The 13,919-nt window shown below is 65.4% G+C and carries 20 protein-coding genes; 6 read left to right on the top strand and 14 right to left on the bottom strand.

Annotated features, from left to right (window positions below; all coding sequences use genetic code 11):
- Nucleotides 1-265: 265 nt before the first annotated feature.
- The 8 genes from ISG32_RS22895 to ISG32_RS22860 all read right to left on the bottom strand — a co-directional run bounded on the left by ISG32_RS22895 (nt 266) and on the right by ISG32_RS22860 (nt 5,242).
- Complete coding sequence (locus tag ISG32_RS22895; RefSeq protein WP_194773342.1) at nt 266-817, bottom strand: S26 family signal peptidase; 552 nt, start codon at nt 815-817, stop codon at nt 266-268.
- Entirely contained in the window at nt 814-1,338 is a 525-nt protein-coding gene (locus tag ISG32_RS22890) for a DUF2840 domain-containing protein (RefSeq protein WP_194773341.1), read from the bottom strand. Before ISG32_RS22890 ends, ISG32_RS22895 begins: the two co-directional genes overlap by 4 nt.
- A complete protein-coding gene (locus ISG32_RS22885; protein ID WP_194773340.1) occupies nt 1,335-1,607 on the bottom strand; it encodes a chromosome partitioning protein ParB in 273 nt (90 codons plus the stop codon). The genes ISG32_RS22890 and ISG32_RS22885 overlap by 4 nt, the downstream gene beginning before the upstream one ends.
- Nucleotides 1,604-2,242: a ParA family partition ATPase gene (gene parA, locus ISG32_RS22880; RefSeq protein ID WP_194773339.1), complete on the bottom strand. Its 639-nt coding sequence runs from the start codon at nt 2,240-2,242 to the stop codon at nt 1,604-1,606. Before parA ends, ISG32_RS22885 begins: the two co-directional genes overlap by 4 nt.
- 289 nt (nt 2,243-2,531) lie before the next feature.
- A complete protein-coding gene (locus tag ISG32_RS22875; RefSeq protein WP_194773338.1) occupies nt 2,532-3,398 on the bottom strand; it encodes a replication initiator protein A in 867 nt (288 codons plus the stop codon).
- Nucleotides 3,399-3,424: 26 nt separating this feature from the next.
- Nucleotides 3,425-3,706: a helix-turn-helix transcriptional regulator gene (locus ISG32_RS22870; protein WP_194773337.1), complete on the bottom strand. Its 282-nt coding sequence runs from the start codon at nt 3,704-3,706 to the stop codon at nt 3,425-3,427.
- 83 nt (nt 3,707-3,789) lie between these two features.
- Complete coding sequence (locus tag ISG32_RS22865; RefSeq protein ID WP_194773336.1) at nt 3,790-4,551, bottom strand: DUF2285 domain-containing protein; 762 nt, start codon at nt 4,549-4,551, stop codon at nt 3,790-3,792.
- Nucleotides 4,552-4,891: 340 nt separating this feature from the next.
- A complete protein-coding gene (locus ISG32_RS22860) occupies nt 4,892-5,242 on the bottom strand; it encodes a DUF2958 domain-containing protein (RefSeq protein ID WP_194773335.1) in 351 nt (116 codons plus the stop codon).
- A gap of 309 nt (nt 5,243-5,551) precedes the next feature.
- On the opposite strand from ISG32_RS22860, the gene ISG32_RS22855 reads away from it, so the two are divergent.
- The 4 genes from ISG32_RS22855 to ISG32_RS22840 all read left to right on the top strand — a co-directional run bounded on the left by ISG32_RS22855 (nt 5,552) and on the right by ISG32_RS22840 (nt 8,465).
- Nucleotides 5,552-5,959 carry a transposase gene (locus tag ISG32_RS22855; protein ID WP_194773334.1) on the top strand — a complete coding sequence of 136 codons (408 nt, stop codon included), beginning with the start codon at nt 5,552-5,554 and terminating at the stop codon, nt 5,957-5,959.
- Nucleotides 5,956-6,297: an IS66 family insertion sequence element accessory protein TnpB gene (gene tnpB, locus ISG32_RS22850; protein WP_194773333.1), complete on the top strand. Its 342-nt coding sequence runs from the start codon at nt 5,956-5,958 to the stop codon at nt 6,295-6,297. The genes ISG32_RS22855 and tnpB overlap by 4 nt, the downstream gene beginning before the upstream one ends.
- 101 nt (nt 6,298-6,398) lie before the next feature.
- Nucleotides 6,399-8,021 carry an IS66 family transposase gene (gene tnpC, locus ISG32_RS22845; protein WP_194773436.1) on the top strand — a complete coding sequence of 541 codons (1,623 nt, stop codon included), beginning with the start codon at nt 6,399-6,401 and terminating at the stop codon, nt 8,019-8,021.
- A 150-nt stretch (nt 8,022-8,171) separates the two neighbouring features.
- The gene (locus ISG32_RS22840; protein ID WP_194773332.1) at nt 8,172-8,465 is read left to right on the top strand and encodes a helix-turn-helix domain-containing protein; all 294 of its coding nucleotides are present in this window, start codon (nt 8,172-8,174) and stop codon (nt 8,463-8,465) included.
- A gap of 126 nt (nt 8,466-8,591) precedes the next feature.
- Here the strand turns inward: ISG32_RS22840 and ISG32_RS22835 are convergent, their stop codons facing one another.
- Both ISG32_RS22835 and ISG32_RS22830 read right to left on the bottom strand, forming a co-directional pair.
- Nucleotides 8,592-8,972 carry a hypothetical protein gene (locus ISG32_RS22835; protein ID WP_194773331.1) on the bottom strand — a complete coding sequence of 127 codons (381 nt, stop codon included), beginning with the start codon at nt 8,970-8,972 and terminating at the stop codon, nt 8,592-8,594.
- Nucleotides 8,973-9,073: 101 nt separating this feature from the next.
- On the bottom strand, nt 9,074-9,388 hold the full coding sequence (locus ISG32_RS22830) for a DUF736 domain-containing protein (RefSeq protein WP_194773330.1): 315 nt from the start codon (nt 9,386-9,388) through the stop codon (nt 9,074-9,076).
- A gap of 290 nt (nt 9,389-9,678) precedes the next feature.
- Here ISG32_RS22830 and ISG32_RS22825 point away from each other — a divergent pair, with 290 nt between their 5' ends.
- Nucleotides 9,679-9,822, top strand: a complete 144-nt coding sequence (locus ISG32_RS22825) for a hypothetical protein (protein WP_194773329.1) — start codon at nt 9,679-9,681, stop codon at nt 9,820-9,822.
- A gap of 283 nt (nt 9,823-10,105) precedes the next feature.
- Here ISG32_RS22825 and ISG32_RS22820 read toward each other — a convergent pair whose 3' ends face one another.
- Nucleotides 10,106-10,498, bottom strand: coding sequence for a YkvA family protein (locus ISG32_RS22820; RefSeq protein WP_194773328.1), 393 nt, complete (start codon nt 10,496-10,498; stop codon nt 10,106-10,108).
- Entirely contained in the window at nt 10,495-10,833 is a 339-nt protein-coding gene (locus ISG32_RS22815) for an antibiotic biosynthesis monooxygenase family protein (protein WP_194773435.1), read from the bottom strand. Before ISG32_RS22815 ends, ISG32_RS22820 begins: the two co-directional genes overlap by 4 nt.
- 359 nt (nt 10,834-11,192) lie before the next feature.
- On the opposite strand from ISG32_RS22815, the gene ISG32_RS27930 reads away from it, so the two are divergent.
- Nucleotides 11,193-11,357 (top strand): hypothetical protein, encoded by a 165-nt coding sequence (locus ISG32_RS27930; protein ID WP_407645088.1) that lies wholly within the window; start codon nt 11,193-11,195, stop codon nt 11,355-11,357.
- Between the two features lie 209 nt (nt 11,358-11,566).
- Here ISG32_RS27930 and ISG32_RS22805 read toward each other — a convergent pair whose 3' ends face one another.
- Together ISG32_RS22805 and ISG32_RS22800 are read right to left on the bottom strand one after the other, a co-directional pair.
- Entirely contained in the window at nt 11,567-11,785 is a 219-nt protein-coding gene (locus ISG32_RS22805) for a hypothetical protein (RefSeq protein ID WP_194773327.1), read from the bottom strand.
- A 62-nt stretch (nt 11,786-11,847) separates the two neighbouring features.
- Complete coding sequence (locus tag ISG32_RS22800) at nt 11,848-13,890, bottom strand: ParB/RepB/Spo0J family partition protein (RefSeq protein ID WP_194773326.1); 2,043 nt, start codon at nt 13,888-13,890, stop codon at nt 11,848-11,850.
- Nucleotides 13,891-13,919: the final 29 nt, after the last annotated feature.

Here is a 13,919-nt window from a genome sequence, read left to right as displayed (position 1 = left end):
CGCCATGCGGAGAGACAAGGCCCATGCAGCCGGGAAAACACGCCTGATAGCACGATAGCCTGCACGCAAGCGTGCAGCGAGTCGGCAGCCCGCAGTGCAGTCGCAGGCACGCCGAAATGCAGCGCAGAAGCCGGTGCGAAATGCGGTGCCTGATGCGCAGCATCAGCACTCGCATTGCACGCGCGAAGACATGCCGCCATGCACCGGAACTGCACGCCCGATGGCACGATGAGATGCACGCCAACGTGCAGCACTTCGGCGGCCGTCATGGGCGAGACGCCAGCCAGACCGGGGGCGCCACGCCGATCACGGCGGACGCGCTGACCGGCCCGAAGTACCGGCTGTCGAATGACGCCGGATTGGTGCTGCTTAACAGGAACAGTTCGCCCGATTCGAGGCGGCGGCAGTGCGGCCAGTATGGCAGCGGGCGGCCCAACCGGTCGGCGGACAGGACGGCGGCCACCGGCACGCCGTCGATCCAGACCAGTGCATCGAAGATGCACACATACTGCGGCGCGATGGCACCGACACGTTTGAGCAACGGCACCCGAGCCGGCAGGTAGCGGCGCTGCGCGGCCAGTGCGGCAGCATCTGGCGGCAGCGCGGTCAGCACGATGCTGCCCACGGGCGCAGCCCATGGCCGCGAGTCGGGCCGGCTGTACAGCGGATCGACGCGATACCAGCCCACCGCCACGCTGTCGGACGGGTTGTAGACCAGGCGCGGCAGCGGCTGCACGAAAGCCGCCCAGGCCAGCGCAGCGAGGCCGCAGGCGGACAGAACCGCCAGCACGATGCGAAAGCGAGTGGGAGCGGTCATGGCAGCGCCCTCCCGGCCAGCCAAGCGGCGTGCCGCTCGGCGATGTAATCGGGCAGCGGCAGGCGCGCGGCGATCCGGTTTGCAAGTGTGCGCCAGTACGCAGGCGAGACGGCGACGGGCGCGATGCCACGCACCTCGATGGCGTCGATGCGTTCCAGCACAGCGCGCACGGCCTTGTCACCTTCGGCGTGCAGCAGCAGGCGCGCGCCCGGCTGCACGCCAGGGATGCGCTGCGCGCCATCCAATGGCGTGCAAGCCTGCATCACCATGAGCTGCCAGCGAATGGTGCCGAAGTCGTTGGACTGCCAGCGGATGCGACAGAACACGGCGCCCGACAGGAACACCGCGCAGCGCCGCCAGCGGTCGAGCCGGAGGGTGCGCGCCGGCTCGCCGAAGCGCAGATAGAGGTCGAAGCGCTGGTCGATGTAGGCCAGCGCCACGCGCGTGAGCGGCGTGGAAGCAGGCCAGGCGGCAGGCATAGCCGTGGCCGCGCCAGCAGCCGGCAAAGCGGATGCATTCATGGAGTGTTCTCCCTGCGGTGTTCTGGAAACTCCCGTTCCAGCAGCGCGCGCAGCAGGTCGGCCACCGTCACGCCCTGCGTGAAGGCCGACACCTTGATGCGCGAGCGCAGCGCTGGTGTGATGTCGAGAGTCAGGCGAGCGGTGAACACATCGCCCTTGCTGAGCGCATCGGCATCGCCCTGGCGAATCCACGCCTCGGCGTACGGATTCGCAGGCGGCCGCGCGCCGATGCCGACGCGCTTTGCGCGTGGCGGTGGCTTCGCGGTCATGACGGCCACCGCAGCAGTTCATCGACCAGCGCAGTGATTTCGCGCGCGGCGGCGCCGTCGGGCGCCGTCTCGCGCGCAAGCCGGCCAGCGGCGACGCTGTCGGCGAACACGATGCGCTGGCGCACTTCCGAGCGCAGCGCGGGCAGCGGCTGCTCGGCGAGCGCGCCGCGTGCCTCGCGCCCGATCACGGTGGCGGCCACGCGCCGGTTGATGACGAAGGCTGCGCGCAACTGTGGTCGAAACATCTGCGCTTCAAGAATCAACGCCACCATCTCGGCACTGGCCCACAGGTCGTAGGGACTGGGCTGCACCGGAATCAGCACCCGCTCGGCCGCCAGCAGCGCGGAGCGCGCCAAGGCTGCGATCCTGGGTGGGCCATCGATGACCACGTGATCGGCCCGCCTGGCGAGTTCTGGTGCTTCGTCGTGCAAGGTTTCACGCGCCAGGCCCACGGCGCTGAACAGCCTTGGAAGACCTTGCTGGCTTCTGCGCTGCGTCCAGTCCAGCGCGGAGCCCTGCGGGTCGGCATCCAGCAGGATGACCGACTGCCCGCGCATCGCCAGCTCGCCGGCGATGTGGGTGGCGAGCGTGGTCTTGCCCACGCCGCCCTTCTGGTGGAGCACGGCGAGGATCATGGCCCGGCCCTCCTTGTTGAACGGCTGGGCTTTGCCCCGCGTGTCAAACCGGCACGCCGATGGCAAAGATCGCTGGCCCGAGCATGCGTTTTTGCAGTTGTCCACCGAAGCGCGGCGCTGCTACTACTAGTGTTAGGAATTAGGTTAGATAAGTTAAGAGAGGCCGAAACCCGCACCAGCATTGGCCTGGCGGCCGATTTCGTTGCCTGATAGCACGAGGATCTGTTGCCTGATAGCACGAGACTTTTGTTGCCTGATAGCACGAGCCCGTCCACAGGATTTGGCGCAGTTATCCCCGTGCCGTGGACGGCACGGGGCGCAAAGGCCGAAACGTCAGCAGCGGCGTAGCAGCCGTGGAGCGGTACTCGATGCCCAGGCGATAGCCTGGCAGGGCCTGCCGCGCCACTAGGGCGCGCAGGTCGGCCGCGAAGTCGTAGTAGCGCGCCGCGCTCCCTGACTTGCGGTACAGGTGCTCGAAATCGAATTGCCAGCCCGACTCCTGCCACCCCGCATGCTTTCTCACGACCCGATACAGCCAGCGCTCGATGCCGCCCGTGAGCCGGAAATACGCCGGGTCGATGGTCAGCACCAGGGCGGCATCCATCACGCCCGCATAGAACCAGTCGGGCAGGATCAGCTCGATGCCCAGCGGCGTTCCCTTGGCATCGGCCAGCTCCTTCCACTCGTTGATCCACGAAAACCGATGCAGGCGCCGCCCGGTCGTCTCGCGGATGGACGTGGCCACCGTGGTCGATTGCAGGCGATCCAAGGCCGCCTTGAGGCGCTGGTAGTCGCGTAGCGACGTGCCGCGGCCGATGAAGCGCAGGATCTCGTAGGGCGTGGCCTGCATCAGCCGCGACGGGCGAAAGCCTGCGTCGCGTGCCTCTACGATCTGCGACGCGGCCCAGATCAGGATGTCGGCATCCCAGATCGTGGCAATGCCATGTTCGGCCGTGCCCTCCACGCGGATCGTGACGTTGCCGCTGTGAAAGTCGATCGGCGCTGTGCGCCGCGACTTGGCCAGCGAGAAAAACGGAAAGGCCATCAGGTCCTGGCTGTCGCGCGGCGCCATGTCGCCCGGCAGGGCGCGGAACAGATCGAGCTGTTCGCGTTCTTGCGAGGGCCGCTGCCGGGACGGCAGCGCGGGGCTGGACATGGCGATGGCCTGGCGCGTGCCAGCGATCAGCGCGCACGGCTGTCCGCCGAGTGGTGCTCGGCATACTCGGGGTCGGACGTGCTGTCGAAGCTGCGCTCGGCCGCCCAGGCATCGAGGTCGGCCACGGCGTACATGACGCGCCGGCCGAACTTGCGGAACTTGGGGCCGCCACCGAACACGCGCTGTTTCTCCAGCGTGCGCGGCGACAGGCGCAGGTACTCGGCGGCTTCGTCATTGGTCAGATAGCGCTGAGGCTGCGTCGGCGCAGCGACAGCAGCGGGAGCGGAATGCAAGGGGGCAGGACGCATGGTGAGAACCTCCATAGCTTTCAAAGCTCCGGCCACACAGCGCAACCGGATGGAGGCAGTCTCAGAAAAAGAAGCCCTCTTGCTCAGGGACGTTTTGCGTCCCCCTCAAAACGTCCCTTCTCAAGCACCTGAATTTGTGCTAATTGCCGGTAGCCGCCGCGCATCAATGCATCGCCCCGATGCACCAGGCGCCGCACGCGGGCGCGCAGGTCGCCGTCGGTGTGCCAGTCAGCGGCCACGGCATCGGCGCCAAACAAGCCTTCGGCGATCTCGCGCAAGGACGCCCCCGCCAGGGTGGCGTCGAGCGCCTGCAGGGTGTGCAACTCCAGCATGGCCGCAGGCGGTGGCCTGGGCCGGACCATAGGAGCTGGCGTATCAGGCGTATGCGTCACACCACGACCGCGATGGGCCTGGGCGACAGCCATACCGTCCTCCAGGCCGGGGGCCAGCGCAAAGCGCAGCCAGCGGCCAGGGCTGCGCGCGATCAGCGCCAGCCCCTTGCCGTCGTGGATCACCTGCTTGTGGCCAGGCATGCTCCAGACATCGAAGACAGGCGCATTGGGAGGTGGGTCGGCATCCGGGTAAAGCTGCACCACCGCGTCGTGGCCGGGCAGCCAGGCCGGATGCGCATCGCGCGCATCCAGGGCCGGGTCTTCCCACAGGCGCAGGCCCCAGCGATGCGCCGCCTGATGTGCAGCCCGCGGCCGGCGATGATGGCGCAGCCAGTCGAGCCGGTAATCGGGGTGCCGGCGCAGGTACTCCCAGGCCAGCGCGAGCACGTCCAGGCTCAGAACGTAGAGGTAGGCAGCAGTCGGATACCAGTGCGCAAGATGATGATCGACCATGACGCAAGCTCCCGTCGGATCGCAGGAACATCGCCGCAGGCGTCAACGCGCAAAGACTATCGCATCAGAATCCAGTCGTTAATAAAATGGATTAACTGTAAATTTGGTGTCAAGACGATTTAAGTCCGGTACATTGCCAAAATCGTCTCAATGCGGCGATGGCGCGTGAATATGGGCCGCGCCCTGCAAGACCTAAACTGCCACAAACCGCCACAGCCGTCACGGCTGTTTGCGTCAGGCTTGCATTGCTTCTCCGCAACAATGCGGATTAAGACCCAATAGGTCTTGAGCAAGACGCAAATAGCATCAATACGCCCGGCTTGGCCGTGGCGCAAACGGCTCAATCGACGATGGAGCCGTTTTCCTGGGCCAGCCGCAGGTATTCCGATAGCGGGCGCACTGCCTGGAAATACCGATCCCGCATCACGGGCTGCTTGCGCGGGCCGACGATGGAGGCTAGGTCGGACAGCTTTACAGTGCCCAGTTCGGGCATGCTGATCCCCAGGTCGATAAGGCCGTAGGCCGTATCGCCATCGGCAGGGTCGAGTGAAACCAATAGCCAGATGGCATGAGCATCTGGCGTAAACAACCGCACCACTGGAAAAGGATCGGTAGTGAGGCCAGCCGCACGGTCCTTGCCATTGGCAAGCAGCTGCGCACGCTCCTGGTCGGTGGTAAGTGGTTGAGTCATGGTTTGAACCCCCATCGGGCAATGATGCGCCCCCATGCCTTGTTTCCCAAGTACGAATCGCAAACCTTCGTCAAGCGCTTGTGCGAAAGTACAAAAGCACTCATACGCTTCGCATCAAATCCGTCAAAGCGTAAATGCACAGAAGCGGAAATGAAGCTTTACGCCAAAGCACGGAAGCGGCTTTGCGCCTCTGTCCAAAACCACGGATACGGATTTCCGTAAAAGCACAGTAAGCGTCTGGCCATCCCATCTTGAACCTTGATCGGCGACGAAGGAGTCTCCTGACCATGTCAACTTCCGCGTGGCCCCATGAGCACAATCACCAGCTCCCCAGACGTAACGGCACGCCCTTACTTTCGGCACGATCAAGCGTTCAAGGATCGAGTAATAGCGAGTTACCGGCAGTCCCGCGACACAATCGCCGACGTTGCACGTGCCTATGGCATCAGGCCCGATCTACTCCAGCGCTGGATCAGCGATGCGGGCGTGCGCGATGACCGTGGCGCGGCAGAGGCTCTGCCGGTCGCTTCTGGCGCGCGTGCCGAGACAAACCAGCCCACCCCGGCGTTCCTGCCCATCGCAATCGAGCCGGGCCCGAGCCGCTGTGCGTCAAGCATCTGCATCGAGCTGAACATCGCAGGCACGCCAGTCACCGTGCATTGGCCCGTCGACGCGGCGTCCTCCTGCGCGGCCTGGCTGCGCGAGGTGCTGCGATGATCCGCATCGACGCCATGTGGCTGGCGGTGCAGCCCATCGACATCCGAGCGGGCGTGGACAGCCTGCTCGCACGCGTGGTGCAGGTCTTCGGTACGGCCCACGCACACCATGGCTATCTCTTTGCCAATGTCCGGGTCAACCGCATCAAGCTGGTAGTGCATGACGGCTTCGGCGTCTGGTGTGCCACACGGCGCCTGCACCAGGGAGGCTTCGTATGGCCGCGCCATGGCGTGGCAGGCGCTTCGTCCATCACGCTCACACGCGAGCAGTTCGATGCCTTGGTGCTGGGCCTTCCCTGGCAACGCCTGGAGCAAATCAAGACGATCACCCGAATGTGAGCACCTGTGCGGGCGGTGCAAAAGTGCAGTTGGGGCAAGGCGCTGGGCAATCGGAAGATGACCCGATGTGCTGGCACGGAGGCGCTGTGCACAATCGGCGCATGCTCGATCTGCCCGCACTCACCGCCCAGGACCTGCGTGCCCTGGACCCTGAGGCGATGGCCCGGCTGGCCGAACAGATGCTCGCACGCATGGCCGAGCAGGCAAGGCAGCTTGGCGAGCGCGACCAGCAGATTGCCCAGCAGGCGCAAGCGCTCAGATTCAAGGACGCCAGGATCGAGCGCATCACGTTCGAGCTGGCGCGCCTGAAGGCGTGGAGGTTCGCCGCCAAGACCGAGCGCATGAACGCCGAGCAGCGCCAGATGTTCGAAGAGACGTTGGCCGAAGACCAAGCCAACCTGGAGGCTCAGTTGCAGGCCTTGCAGGGCGAGACAGACCAGGCATTGGCACCGCAGGCCAGCGAGCGGGCTGCGAGGAGGCCGCGCCGCCAGATGCTGCCGGCTCACCTGCGGCGCGTGGAGCACCGCCATGAACCCGATGACACAACCTGCCCATCACCCGGTTGCGGCCGGCCCATGGTGCGCATCGGCGAGGACGTCTCGGAGCGGCTGGACATCGTGCCAGCAGAATTCTTCGTGCATCGCCACGTGCGCGGCAAGTGGGCCTGCCGGTGCTGTCAAGTTCTGGTCCAGGAGGCCGTGGCCCCACAGGTCATCGACAAAGGCATGCCTGCCCCTGGCCTGCTGGCGCACACGGTGGTCGGCCACCTCGTCGATCATCTGCCTTACTACCGCCAGGAACAGATCAACGCCCGCTCGGGCGTTCACACCCCACGCGCAACGCTGGCGTCATGGGCTGGGCAGGCGGGAGCTGCGTTGACACCACTGTTCGACGCCCACCGGGCGTTCGTGCTCGGCGCCCAGGTGCTGCATGCTGACGAAACGCCTGTGGCGATGCTCGATCCAGGAGCCGGCAAGACCAGGAGAGCGTACATCTGGGCCTACGCCCGTGGGGCCTTCGATGCGATGGCGGGCGTGGTCTACGACTTCTGCCTGAGCCGCGCGGCACGCCATCCCGTGGACTTCCTCAAAGGGTGGTCGGGCACGCTGGTGTGCGACGGCTATGGGGTATATGACAGCGTGATCAAGTTGGAGACCCGTGTCGCAGCCGGATGTGCTGCACATGCCAGGCGCAAGTTCGACGAACTGATCAGGCATGGCCAGAGCCCGGTGGCGATGCAAGCCGTGCAGCGCTTCGCGCAGCTCTACAGGATCGAGCGCGACGTTCAGGCATTGAGCGCCGATGATCGACGGGCTGTGCGACAGGCACGGGCACGGCCCCTTTGGGAGGAAATGCATGCGTGGTTGATCCTGGAGCGCCAGCGCGTGCCCGATGGCAGTGCGATCGCCGCAGCCATTGATTACAGCCTCAACCGCTGGACGGCGCTCACGCGCCACCTGGACGATGGCCATGTGAGCATCGACAACAACCATTGCGAGAACCAGATCCGTCCCTGGGCCCTTGGCCGGCGCAACTGGTTGTTTGCGGGCAGCGAGTTGGCCGGCCAGCGCGCGGCCATGATCATGAGCCTGCTGCAGTCGGCCAGGATGAATGGGCACGACCCCTGGACCTATCTCAAGGACGTGCTCACCCGGCTGCCCACGCATGCCAACAGCCGCATCGATGAGCTTTTGCCGCACCGCTGGCAGTCCGTATCTTCATAGCCCCGGTCCTCACAGGTGCCATGCGTCAAGACGGCATGGCCAGACGCTTACAAAGCACAGAAGCGTATAGCCGCAAAAAAACGAACACTATAGATTGTAGCCCTATAGGGCGCAATCGGCTGTCATCTTGGATTTTGGGGGAGATCCAGGTTGGCAGCGAAGTACAAATTATCGGACGCATTGAAGACCATCCGAAAGGTCCGGGGTCTGAGCCAGGAAGACTTCTCCGACGTGTCCAGCCGCACCTACATGAGTACGCTGGAGCGCGATCTCAAAAGCCCGACCCTGAGCAAGCTGGCCGAGCTGTGCGAGGTCATGGACGTGCATCCGCTCACGCTGCTGACGCTGGCCTATGCCGGCATCAATACACGCAAGGCCGATCAGCTTCTGACGCAGGTGCGGCAGGAACTGGAGGCGGTGCTGCAGGCGGGCACCGAAGCATAGCGATGCCTGCCTGGCCGATCCGGCGTCGCCGGTTCGGGGACTTCAGGGGCGCCAAGCCATGCGCGGCGGGGAGAGTCCGCAGGGCTTTCCCCGGGAGGCAAGCGCAGCGCCGCAGGCGCGTAGGCGTTAAGGATTGGAGCCGGATGGCCGTGACGCCAAAGGCGGCACGGGGCGAAGCCCGCAAAGCCTGGCGGTGCAACGCACCGAAACGCCCTGGTCTGCAGTTGGACACCGCTCAGGCCATGCACGCGGGAAACCAGGCCGCTCAGCAAACCTGGGCTCAAGCCGCAGCTCTGTCGCCATCGCAGCCATCCCCACGAAAACATCATCGTTGGCCCGCAACCAGCCTACGATCCACGGGCATTCTTCCAACACGTCCGGCGCCTTGCTTTGCAGCAGCTCCAGTAGCTCGCGGTTTTCATCGACGCGCTTGTGCGCGCCACCGCCGACCTGCTCCAGCAGCGTCACGAGCGCGGGCGTTGTCCTGGACTTGAAAAAGTGGAACATCTGCTCTCCCTGAATAGCGAAGCTGCCACGCCAGCTTCCAGCGTTGCATTGCGCTGCGACAGCAGCACAATGCCCCGCCCGGTGGGCGGGGCTGGCGGGCGTCAGTCCGCCTTGGGCTTGCTGCGCGACCAGATCAGGTCGTGCGTGCCGTCCTCGGCCTCGATCAGGCGAGCGTAGACCGTGGCCGGGAACGAAGGGTCATCAATCGCGCAGGAGACGTACACCAGCCCGGCCTTGCTGGTCTTGCGCCACCCTGCCCCCACGTCGTGGCCTGCGACCTGAATGCGGTAGTCCGGGGCGTGCTCGTTGCTGCCCTTGTCATTGGGGACGAGCTTGGCCTTGACATTGATAGTCAGGGTGCGCAGCGTGCCGTTGAAACCGTCCTTGTCCGCGGTGAAGTTGCCGATGTTTGCCATGATCTTTCCTTTCGGTTGAACAAGTTCGCGCCCATCGCGTCCTTGTTGTGATCCGGCCGGCGGGGGTCGGGCTGGCTGCACCGCCTGCGGGCGCAACGCAGTGGAGCGCCTGGAGGCACAGATTTTTTGTCTCGCGAGGAATGCGCAGCAGGGGAAAAAATCTGTGCTGCAAGGTTGCAGCCACAAAAGCCCGGCTCCCGCCAGGATTCACAACCAGACAAGGACGCCTTGGGCTGAACCACCACCGAAAGGAGCTACGGCCAACTCGGCATCCCCGCACCAAGGATTCAGTGGCACGTCCCCTGACCTCGGCAAGGCCCTATCTCCACAACGAGGGCACCCGCGCGCCCCGCCGCATCCTGCAGGCCATGCCCGTGGCGCTGTGCAGCAATACCCGCAAGGCTGGCCTGGCGCCCCTCTGCGTGACTGCGTGATCCTCCTTCGTGACGCCATGGGCGAGAACCGCCAGCATCAAGGACGGCACGCCTGCACACAACCTGCCGCAGCAAGCCCTGGCGCACCTGCCGCGCCTGTCCATCGGGCGGGGCGCTGACCCGGCCGATCCGGCAATGCCGGTTCGGCGCTACCCCAGGGGCGCCAAGCACAGCGCGGCGGGGATGGGCCTTGCGTCGATCCCCTGGAGGCAAGCGAAGCGCGCAGCGCCGCAGGCGCGAAGGCGTGATCAAGCCGAAGGGCCATGACGCCATCAGCGACAAGCTACAGATGCGGCTTGAACCAGAACCACAACCCTGCGCCCACCGCCAGCCATACGGCCACAATCAACACCGCCCCGAATCGGCTCTTCGGCTTGGCCCCTTCCGTCTGCATCCATTCATCGGCCTGCACCCGGCATTCCGCCAGCACCTCGGCGGGCAGCAGCTTGACGGTCAGCCAGATCAGGACGGGCAGCAGAATCATGTCATCCACATACCCCAGCACCGGGATGAAGTCGGGAATCAGGTCGATGGGGCTGAGCGCATAGGCCACCACGAACAGTCCCAGGGCCTTGGCATACCAGGGCGTGCGCGGATGCTTGCCCGCAAACCACAGCGTCACGCCATCGCGCTTGATGCGCCTGGCCCAGGTCTTGAGGGTCGTGCCGATGCTCATGACGGCCAACGCACCTGCCTCTGCGCCAGCGGGTGGGCAATGCCACCATCCCCATAAGACCCCTGCACCTGCGCGATCACGACGTGGTAACCCTTCAACCATTCGGCCTGCCGCCGCTTGGCCTCGATGTGGGCCGGATGAGCCATGAGGGCTTGCAGAGCCTCCATGCTGTCCCAGTAGTAGACGTTGGATACCAGGCCGGAGGAAGCATTCTCCCAAGCCTCCTCGCCCAGATAACCGGGAATGGACTTGGCGGCATCGGCAATGCGCTGGTCCAGCGCGTGAAACTCCTCCCCGACTTCGCCCCAGGCGAAAGTGAAGGTGGATGTATAGATCGTGGCCATGTTGTTCTCTCCCTGACTTCCCTGGCAACCGGTCAGTGTGCCATGGCGCTGCGAACTTGCGACGGTACGTGCGGCAGCGCCCGGAGCGGGAAGCAACATGCCAAGTGCGCCACCATTGGTTACACGGAAGGTCAACCTTCGCGCAGACATGGCGTTGAACCTTCTAACACCATGGCGATGGCCGGTCATCGCTGGAGAAATATCAAGATGAACTACAAACAATGCCTGCTCGCCAGCCTTCTGGTCGCAGCAGCCACGGGCGCATGGGCCGGTGTGGATGTAAATATCGGTATAGGAGTTCCCGGCGTGCTGGTGCAGCCGCCCCGGTATACGCTCCGCCGCCGGTCTATGTGGCGCCCCAGCCGGTCTACGCGCCCCGTCCGGTGATGGTCGTTCCGGCCCCGGTCTACGCGCCCGGCTGGCAGTACGAGGACGACAAGCGCCGCAGGAAGTGGGAAAAGGAATGGCGCAAGCAGCAGCGCAAGCGCTGGCACCATGACGATGAGGACGACTGAAAACGTCTGCCAGGAAACGGGCCGCAAGCCCGCTTGCGCAGGCATCGCGCCTCACTGCGATGCCTGCCACGCCGCCGCCTGAGCTCCAGCGAAGGCGGCGGCATGGTATTTCGGCTATCCGCCTTCCACCCGGTCGCGGCCACGCCGCGACCGGGTTTTGATGTTCACCGCGCCCAGGACGGAACGGCCTGGGCGCGGTGCTGATCGGGTTATTCCTTCGTCTCCACAATCCACCACACGGCGCGCGGCAAAGCGCGGCCCGTGATGGGGTGAATATCCGTGAGGTCGGCTTGGGCCGACCAACCCGCAGGCGGACGGTAGCCGCGCACGTCGCCTTCGCCGTGCCAGCGGCGGGCGCGCACCGTGCCCGATGCGTAGACCGCCGCCATGCGCGGGCGGCTGGGGTTTGGTGTCTTGGTAGTGGGCATAGTCCGGCTCCCTGCAAGCCAGCGCCCCGACCGGGGCCGGGGCGCTGCTCTGCGGGTGAAGGTCAATCGGCCAGCACTTCGGCGGGTTCATCCGCCAGGGCTTCGGCATCCTCCGGGGCGTCATGCTCCGCCATGCCTTCCTGCAACCCAGCGGCCTTGAAGATCGCAGGCATCCAGCCCGTGCCATCGGCCAGCCGCTCGGCTTCGCTGGCAATGTCAGCCTTCTTGAGCTTGCCCAGCCGGTTGACGGAATCCGGTGCGAACTCGCCCACGGCATCCAAGATCACGGCCTTGGACACGTGCTTGAAATAGCCTTCCGCCGTCGGCTTCCACCACGCGGCCATATCGAGGCCCACGGCCTGCGCCAATTCCGCGCCGGGCTGGTACGGCATGGCTCGGGGCGTCACCACGTCCACCGTGGAGGCCACGCACACGGCCAGCAGCTTGACCAACTCGCCTTGCTCCATCGCCAGCAGTGCGGCGAACAGTTCGGCGCTGTCCTGGGGCAGTCTTTCGCCCCATACCTCCTGCATTTCGCGCAGCGCCACAGCAGCGGGCGATTCCGGCACGTCCGGGGCCAGTGCTTCCAAGCGGTCTTTCACCGTGAGGCGAACGCCCACCGGCATATCGTGGCCGTAGTAGCGCCCCTGCAAAACCGTTTGCACCATGCCATGCACCAGCGCAGCCAGCGCGACATGCGGATGGCGGGCGACTTCGATTTGCAGCGCGGCGGTACGGTGCGCGCTCAGGCGCTGGGCCAGCCGGTCGGAGATTGCCGCCTGGGGCGCGGCGTCCGTCCCTTCGCCTTCGTCGTCGTTCTCGGCTTCACCCTCGGCAAAACCGTGGCGCAGCCGCTCCAGCGTGCGCAGCGCCTTGGCTTCGGCTTCGCGCATCAGCCCGCGATGAATCACGGCCTGCCCGTTGCGGTCGATGGTCACAACGGCACCGGCTGCGGCCTTCACCGTTTCGCTGTACCCCTGCAAGCCATCTTCCAGCGCCTGCAACTGCTCGCCCAGGGCTTCGCCTTCCTCCTGCAAGGCATCGGCCTTGTCCTCGTCGTCAGCGTCCATCGCTGCGTCCACGGCTTCGCCGATGGCCTGCATCTTCTCTTGCAACTTCTCGATGCGCTGCGCTTCGCGCTTGGTGGGTTCGCGCCGCTCACGCGGGGCACGCTGGAAGGCTTGCAGGTCTGCAAGCGTAGCGGCGGGCGCGGCGTCCACCCAGCCCCAGCCCTCGGCCTTCGCCTTGGCGGCGATGCCCGCCAGCTTGTCTTGCGCCAGCCGTTCCAGCAGCGCGGCATCGGTCAGGTACACGCCCGCGTCACCCTCCGCGAACAGGTCGCGGCGCACGCCACCGCCTGCGGCCTCGTAGGTGTCCAGTCCGACGAACCGCACCAGCGGATGCCGGTAGGCGTCAATCTCGCGCTCCGTCAGACGGTCACGCAACGCGGACGGGCTGCGCTGCCACGTGGGTGCGTCGTAGAAGGCGCTTTCCTGCGCCGCATGGTCATCCGTCCCCGCAAGGGCCATCAACTGGTCAAGACTGAGGGCATCCGCCCGGTAGTCCGCCATCAGGCGCGGCGAGACATTCGCCAGTTTCAGGCGGCGCTGCACCACCAGCGGCGTGACGCTGAAATCCGCCGCAATGTCCTCGATGGGCCTACCTTCCGCCACCAGTGCCGCGAAGGCTTCAAACTGGTCTGCCGGATGCATGGCTTCGCGCTGCACGTTCTCGGTCAGGCTGGCGGTGCGAGCCGTGCCATCGGCCACCTGCAAGCAAGGCACATCCCAATCCTTGGCGATGCGGTGTTTCTTGGCCAGCAGCTTCAACGCGGCCAGCCTGCGGCCACCAGCCACCACCTCGTAATGCAGGCCATCGGCAGCGAGGATGACGATGAGGTTTTGCAGCAGGCCAACCCTTTGGATAGATGCTGCCAGCTCTGGCAGAGACATGCGCGGCGTGGTCTTGCGCACGTTGCGGCCCGCAGGGCGCAGCACCAGCCGCGACAGCGGCACCAGAATCATGTGCTTACTCGGGTCGGCGGCTTGCAGCGTGGTCGCTGCGGTGCTGACGGCTTGGGCTTCGGTTTGGTTAACGGCGTTCATGGTGAATCTCCAATCAAGTGAAACAAGGG

Origin of the sequence: Diaphorobacter caeni (genome assembly GCF_015354245.1) — a bacterium.
In the GTDB taxonomy this organism is placed as follows: Bacteria; Pseudomonadota; Gammaproteobacteria; order Burkholderiales; family Burkholderiaceae_C; genus Diaphorobacter_A; species Diaphorobacter_A caeni.
The sequence above is the reverse complement of the archived record's forward strand: the minus strand, read 5'-3'. Positions and strand labels throughout refer to the sequence as shown.

What these genes read in the sequence shown, in the direction of transcription:
- ISG32_RS22865 (WP_194773336.1), bottom strand. Translation starts at nt 4,551, where the DNA reads ATGGTCGATCATCATCTTGCGCACTGGTATCCGACTGCTGCCTACCTC.
- ISG32_RS22835 (WP_194773331.1), bottom strand. Translation starts at nt 8,972, where the DNA reads ATGTTCCACTTTTTCAAGTCCAGGACAACGCCCGCGCTCGTGACGCTG.
- ISG32_RS22870 (WP_194773337.1), bottom strand. Translation starts at nt 3,706, where the DNA reads ATGCGTCCTGCCCCCTTGCATTCCGCTCCCGCTGCTGTCGCTGCGCCG.
- parA (WP_194773339.1), bottom strand. Translation starts at nt 2,242, where the DNA reads ATGATCCTCGCCGTGCTCCACCAGAAGGGCGGCGTGGGCAAGACCACG.
- ISG32_RS22885 (WP_194773340.1), bottom strand. Translation starts at nt 1,607, where the DNA reads ATGACCGCGAAGCCACCGCCACGCGCAAAGCGCGTCGGCATCGGCGCG.
- ISG32_RS22895 (WP_194773342.1), bottom strand. Translation starts at nt 817, where the DNA reads ATGACCGCTCCCACTCGCTTTCGCATCGTGCTGGCGGTTCTGTCCGCC.
- ISG32_RS22855 (WP_194773334.1), top strand. Translation starts at nt 5,552, where the DNA reads ATGAGCACAATCACCAGCTCCCCAGACGTAACGGCACGCCCTTACTTT.
- ISG32_RS22820 (WP_194773328.1), bottom strand. Translation starts at nt 10,498, where the DNA reads ATGAGCATCGGCACGACCCTCAAGACCTGGGCCAGGCGCATCAAGCGC.
- tnpB (WP_194773333.1), top strand. Translation starts at nt 5,956, where the DNA reads ATGATCCGCATCGACGCCATGTGGCTGGCGGTGCAGCCCATCGACATC.
- ISG32_RS22805 (WP_194773327.1), bottom strand. Translation starts at nt 11,785, where the DNA reads ATGCCCACTACCAAGACACCAAACCCCAGCCGCCCGCGCATGGCGGCG.
- ISG32_RS22875 (WP_194773338.1), bottom strand. Translation starts at nt 3,398, where the DNA reads ATGTCCAGCCCCGCGCTGCCGTCCCGGCAGCGGCCCTCGCAAGAACGC.
- ISG32_RS22890 (WP_194773341.1), bottom strand. Translation starts at nt 1,338, where the DNA reads ATGAATGCATCCGCTTTGCCGGCTGCTGGCGCGGCCACGGCTATGCCT.
- ISG32_RS22800 (WP_194773326.1), bottom strand. Translation starts at nt 13,890, where the DNA reads ATGAACGCCGTTAACCAAACCGAAGCCCAAGCCGTCAGCACCGCAGCG.
- ISG32_RS22830 (WP_194773330.1), bottom strand. Translation starts at nt 9,388, where the DNA reads ATGGCAAACATCGGCAACTTCACCGCGGACAAGGACGGTTTCAACGGC.
- tnpC (WP_194773436.1), top strand. Translation starts at nt 6,399, where the DNA reads ATGCTCGATCTGCCCGCACTCACCGCCCAGGACCTGCGTGCCCTGGAC.
- ISG32_RS22860 (WP_194773335.1), bottom strand. Translation starts at nt 5,242, where the DNA reads ATGACTCAACCACTTACCACCGACCAGGAGCGTGCGCAGCTGCTTGCC.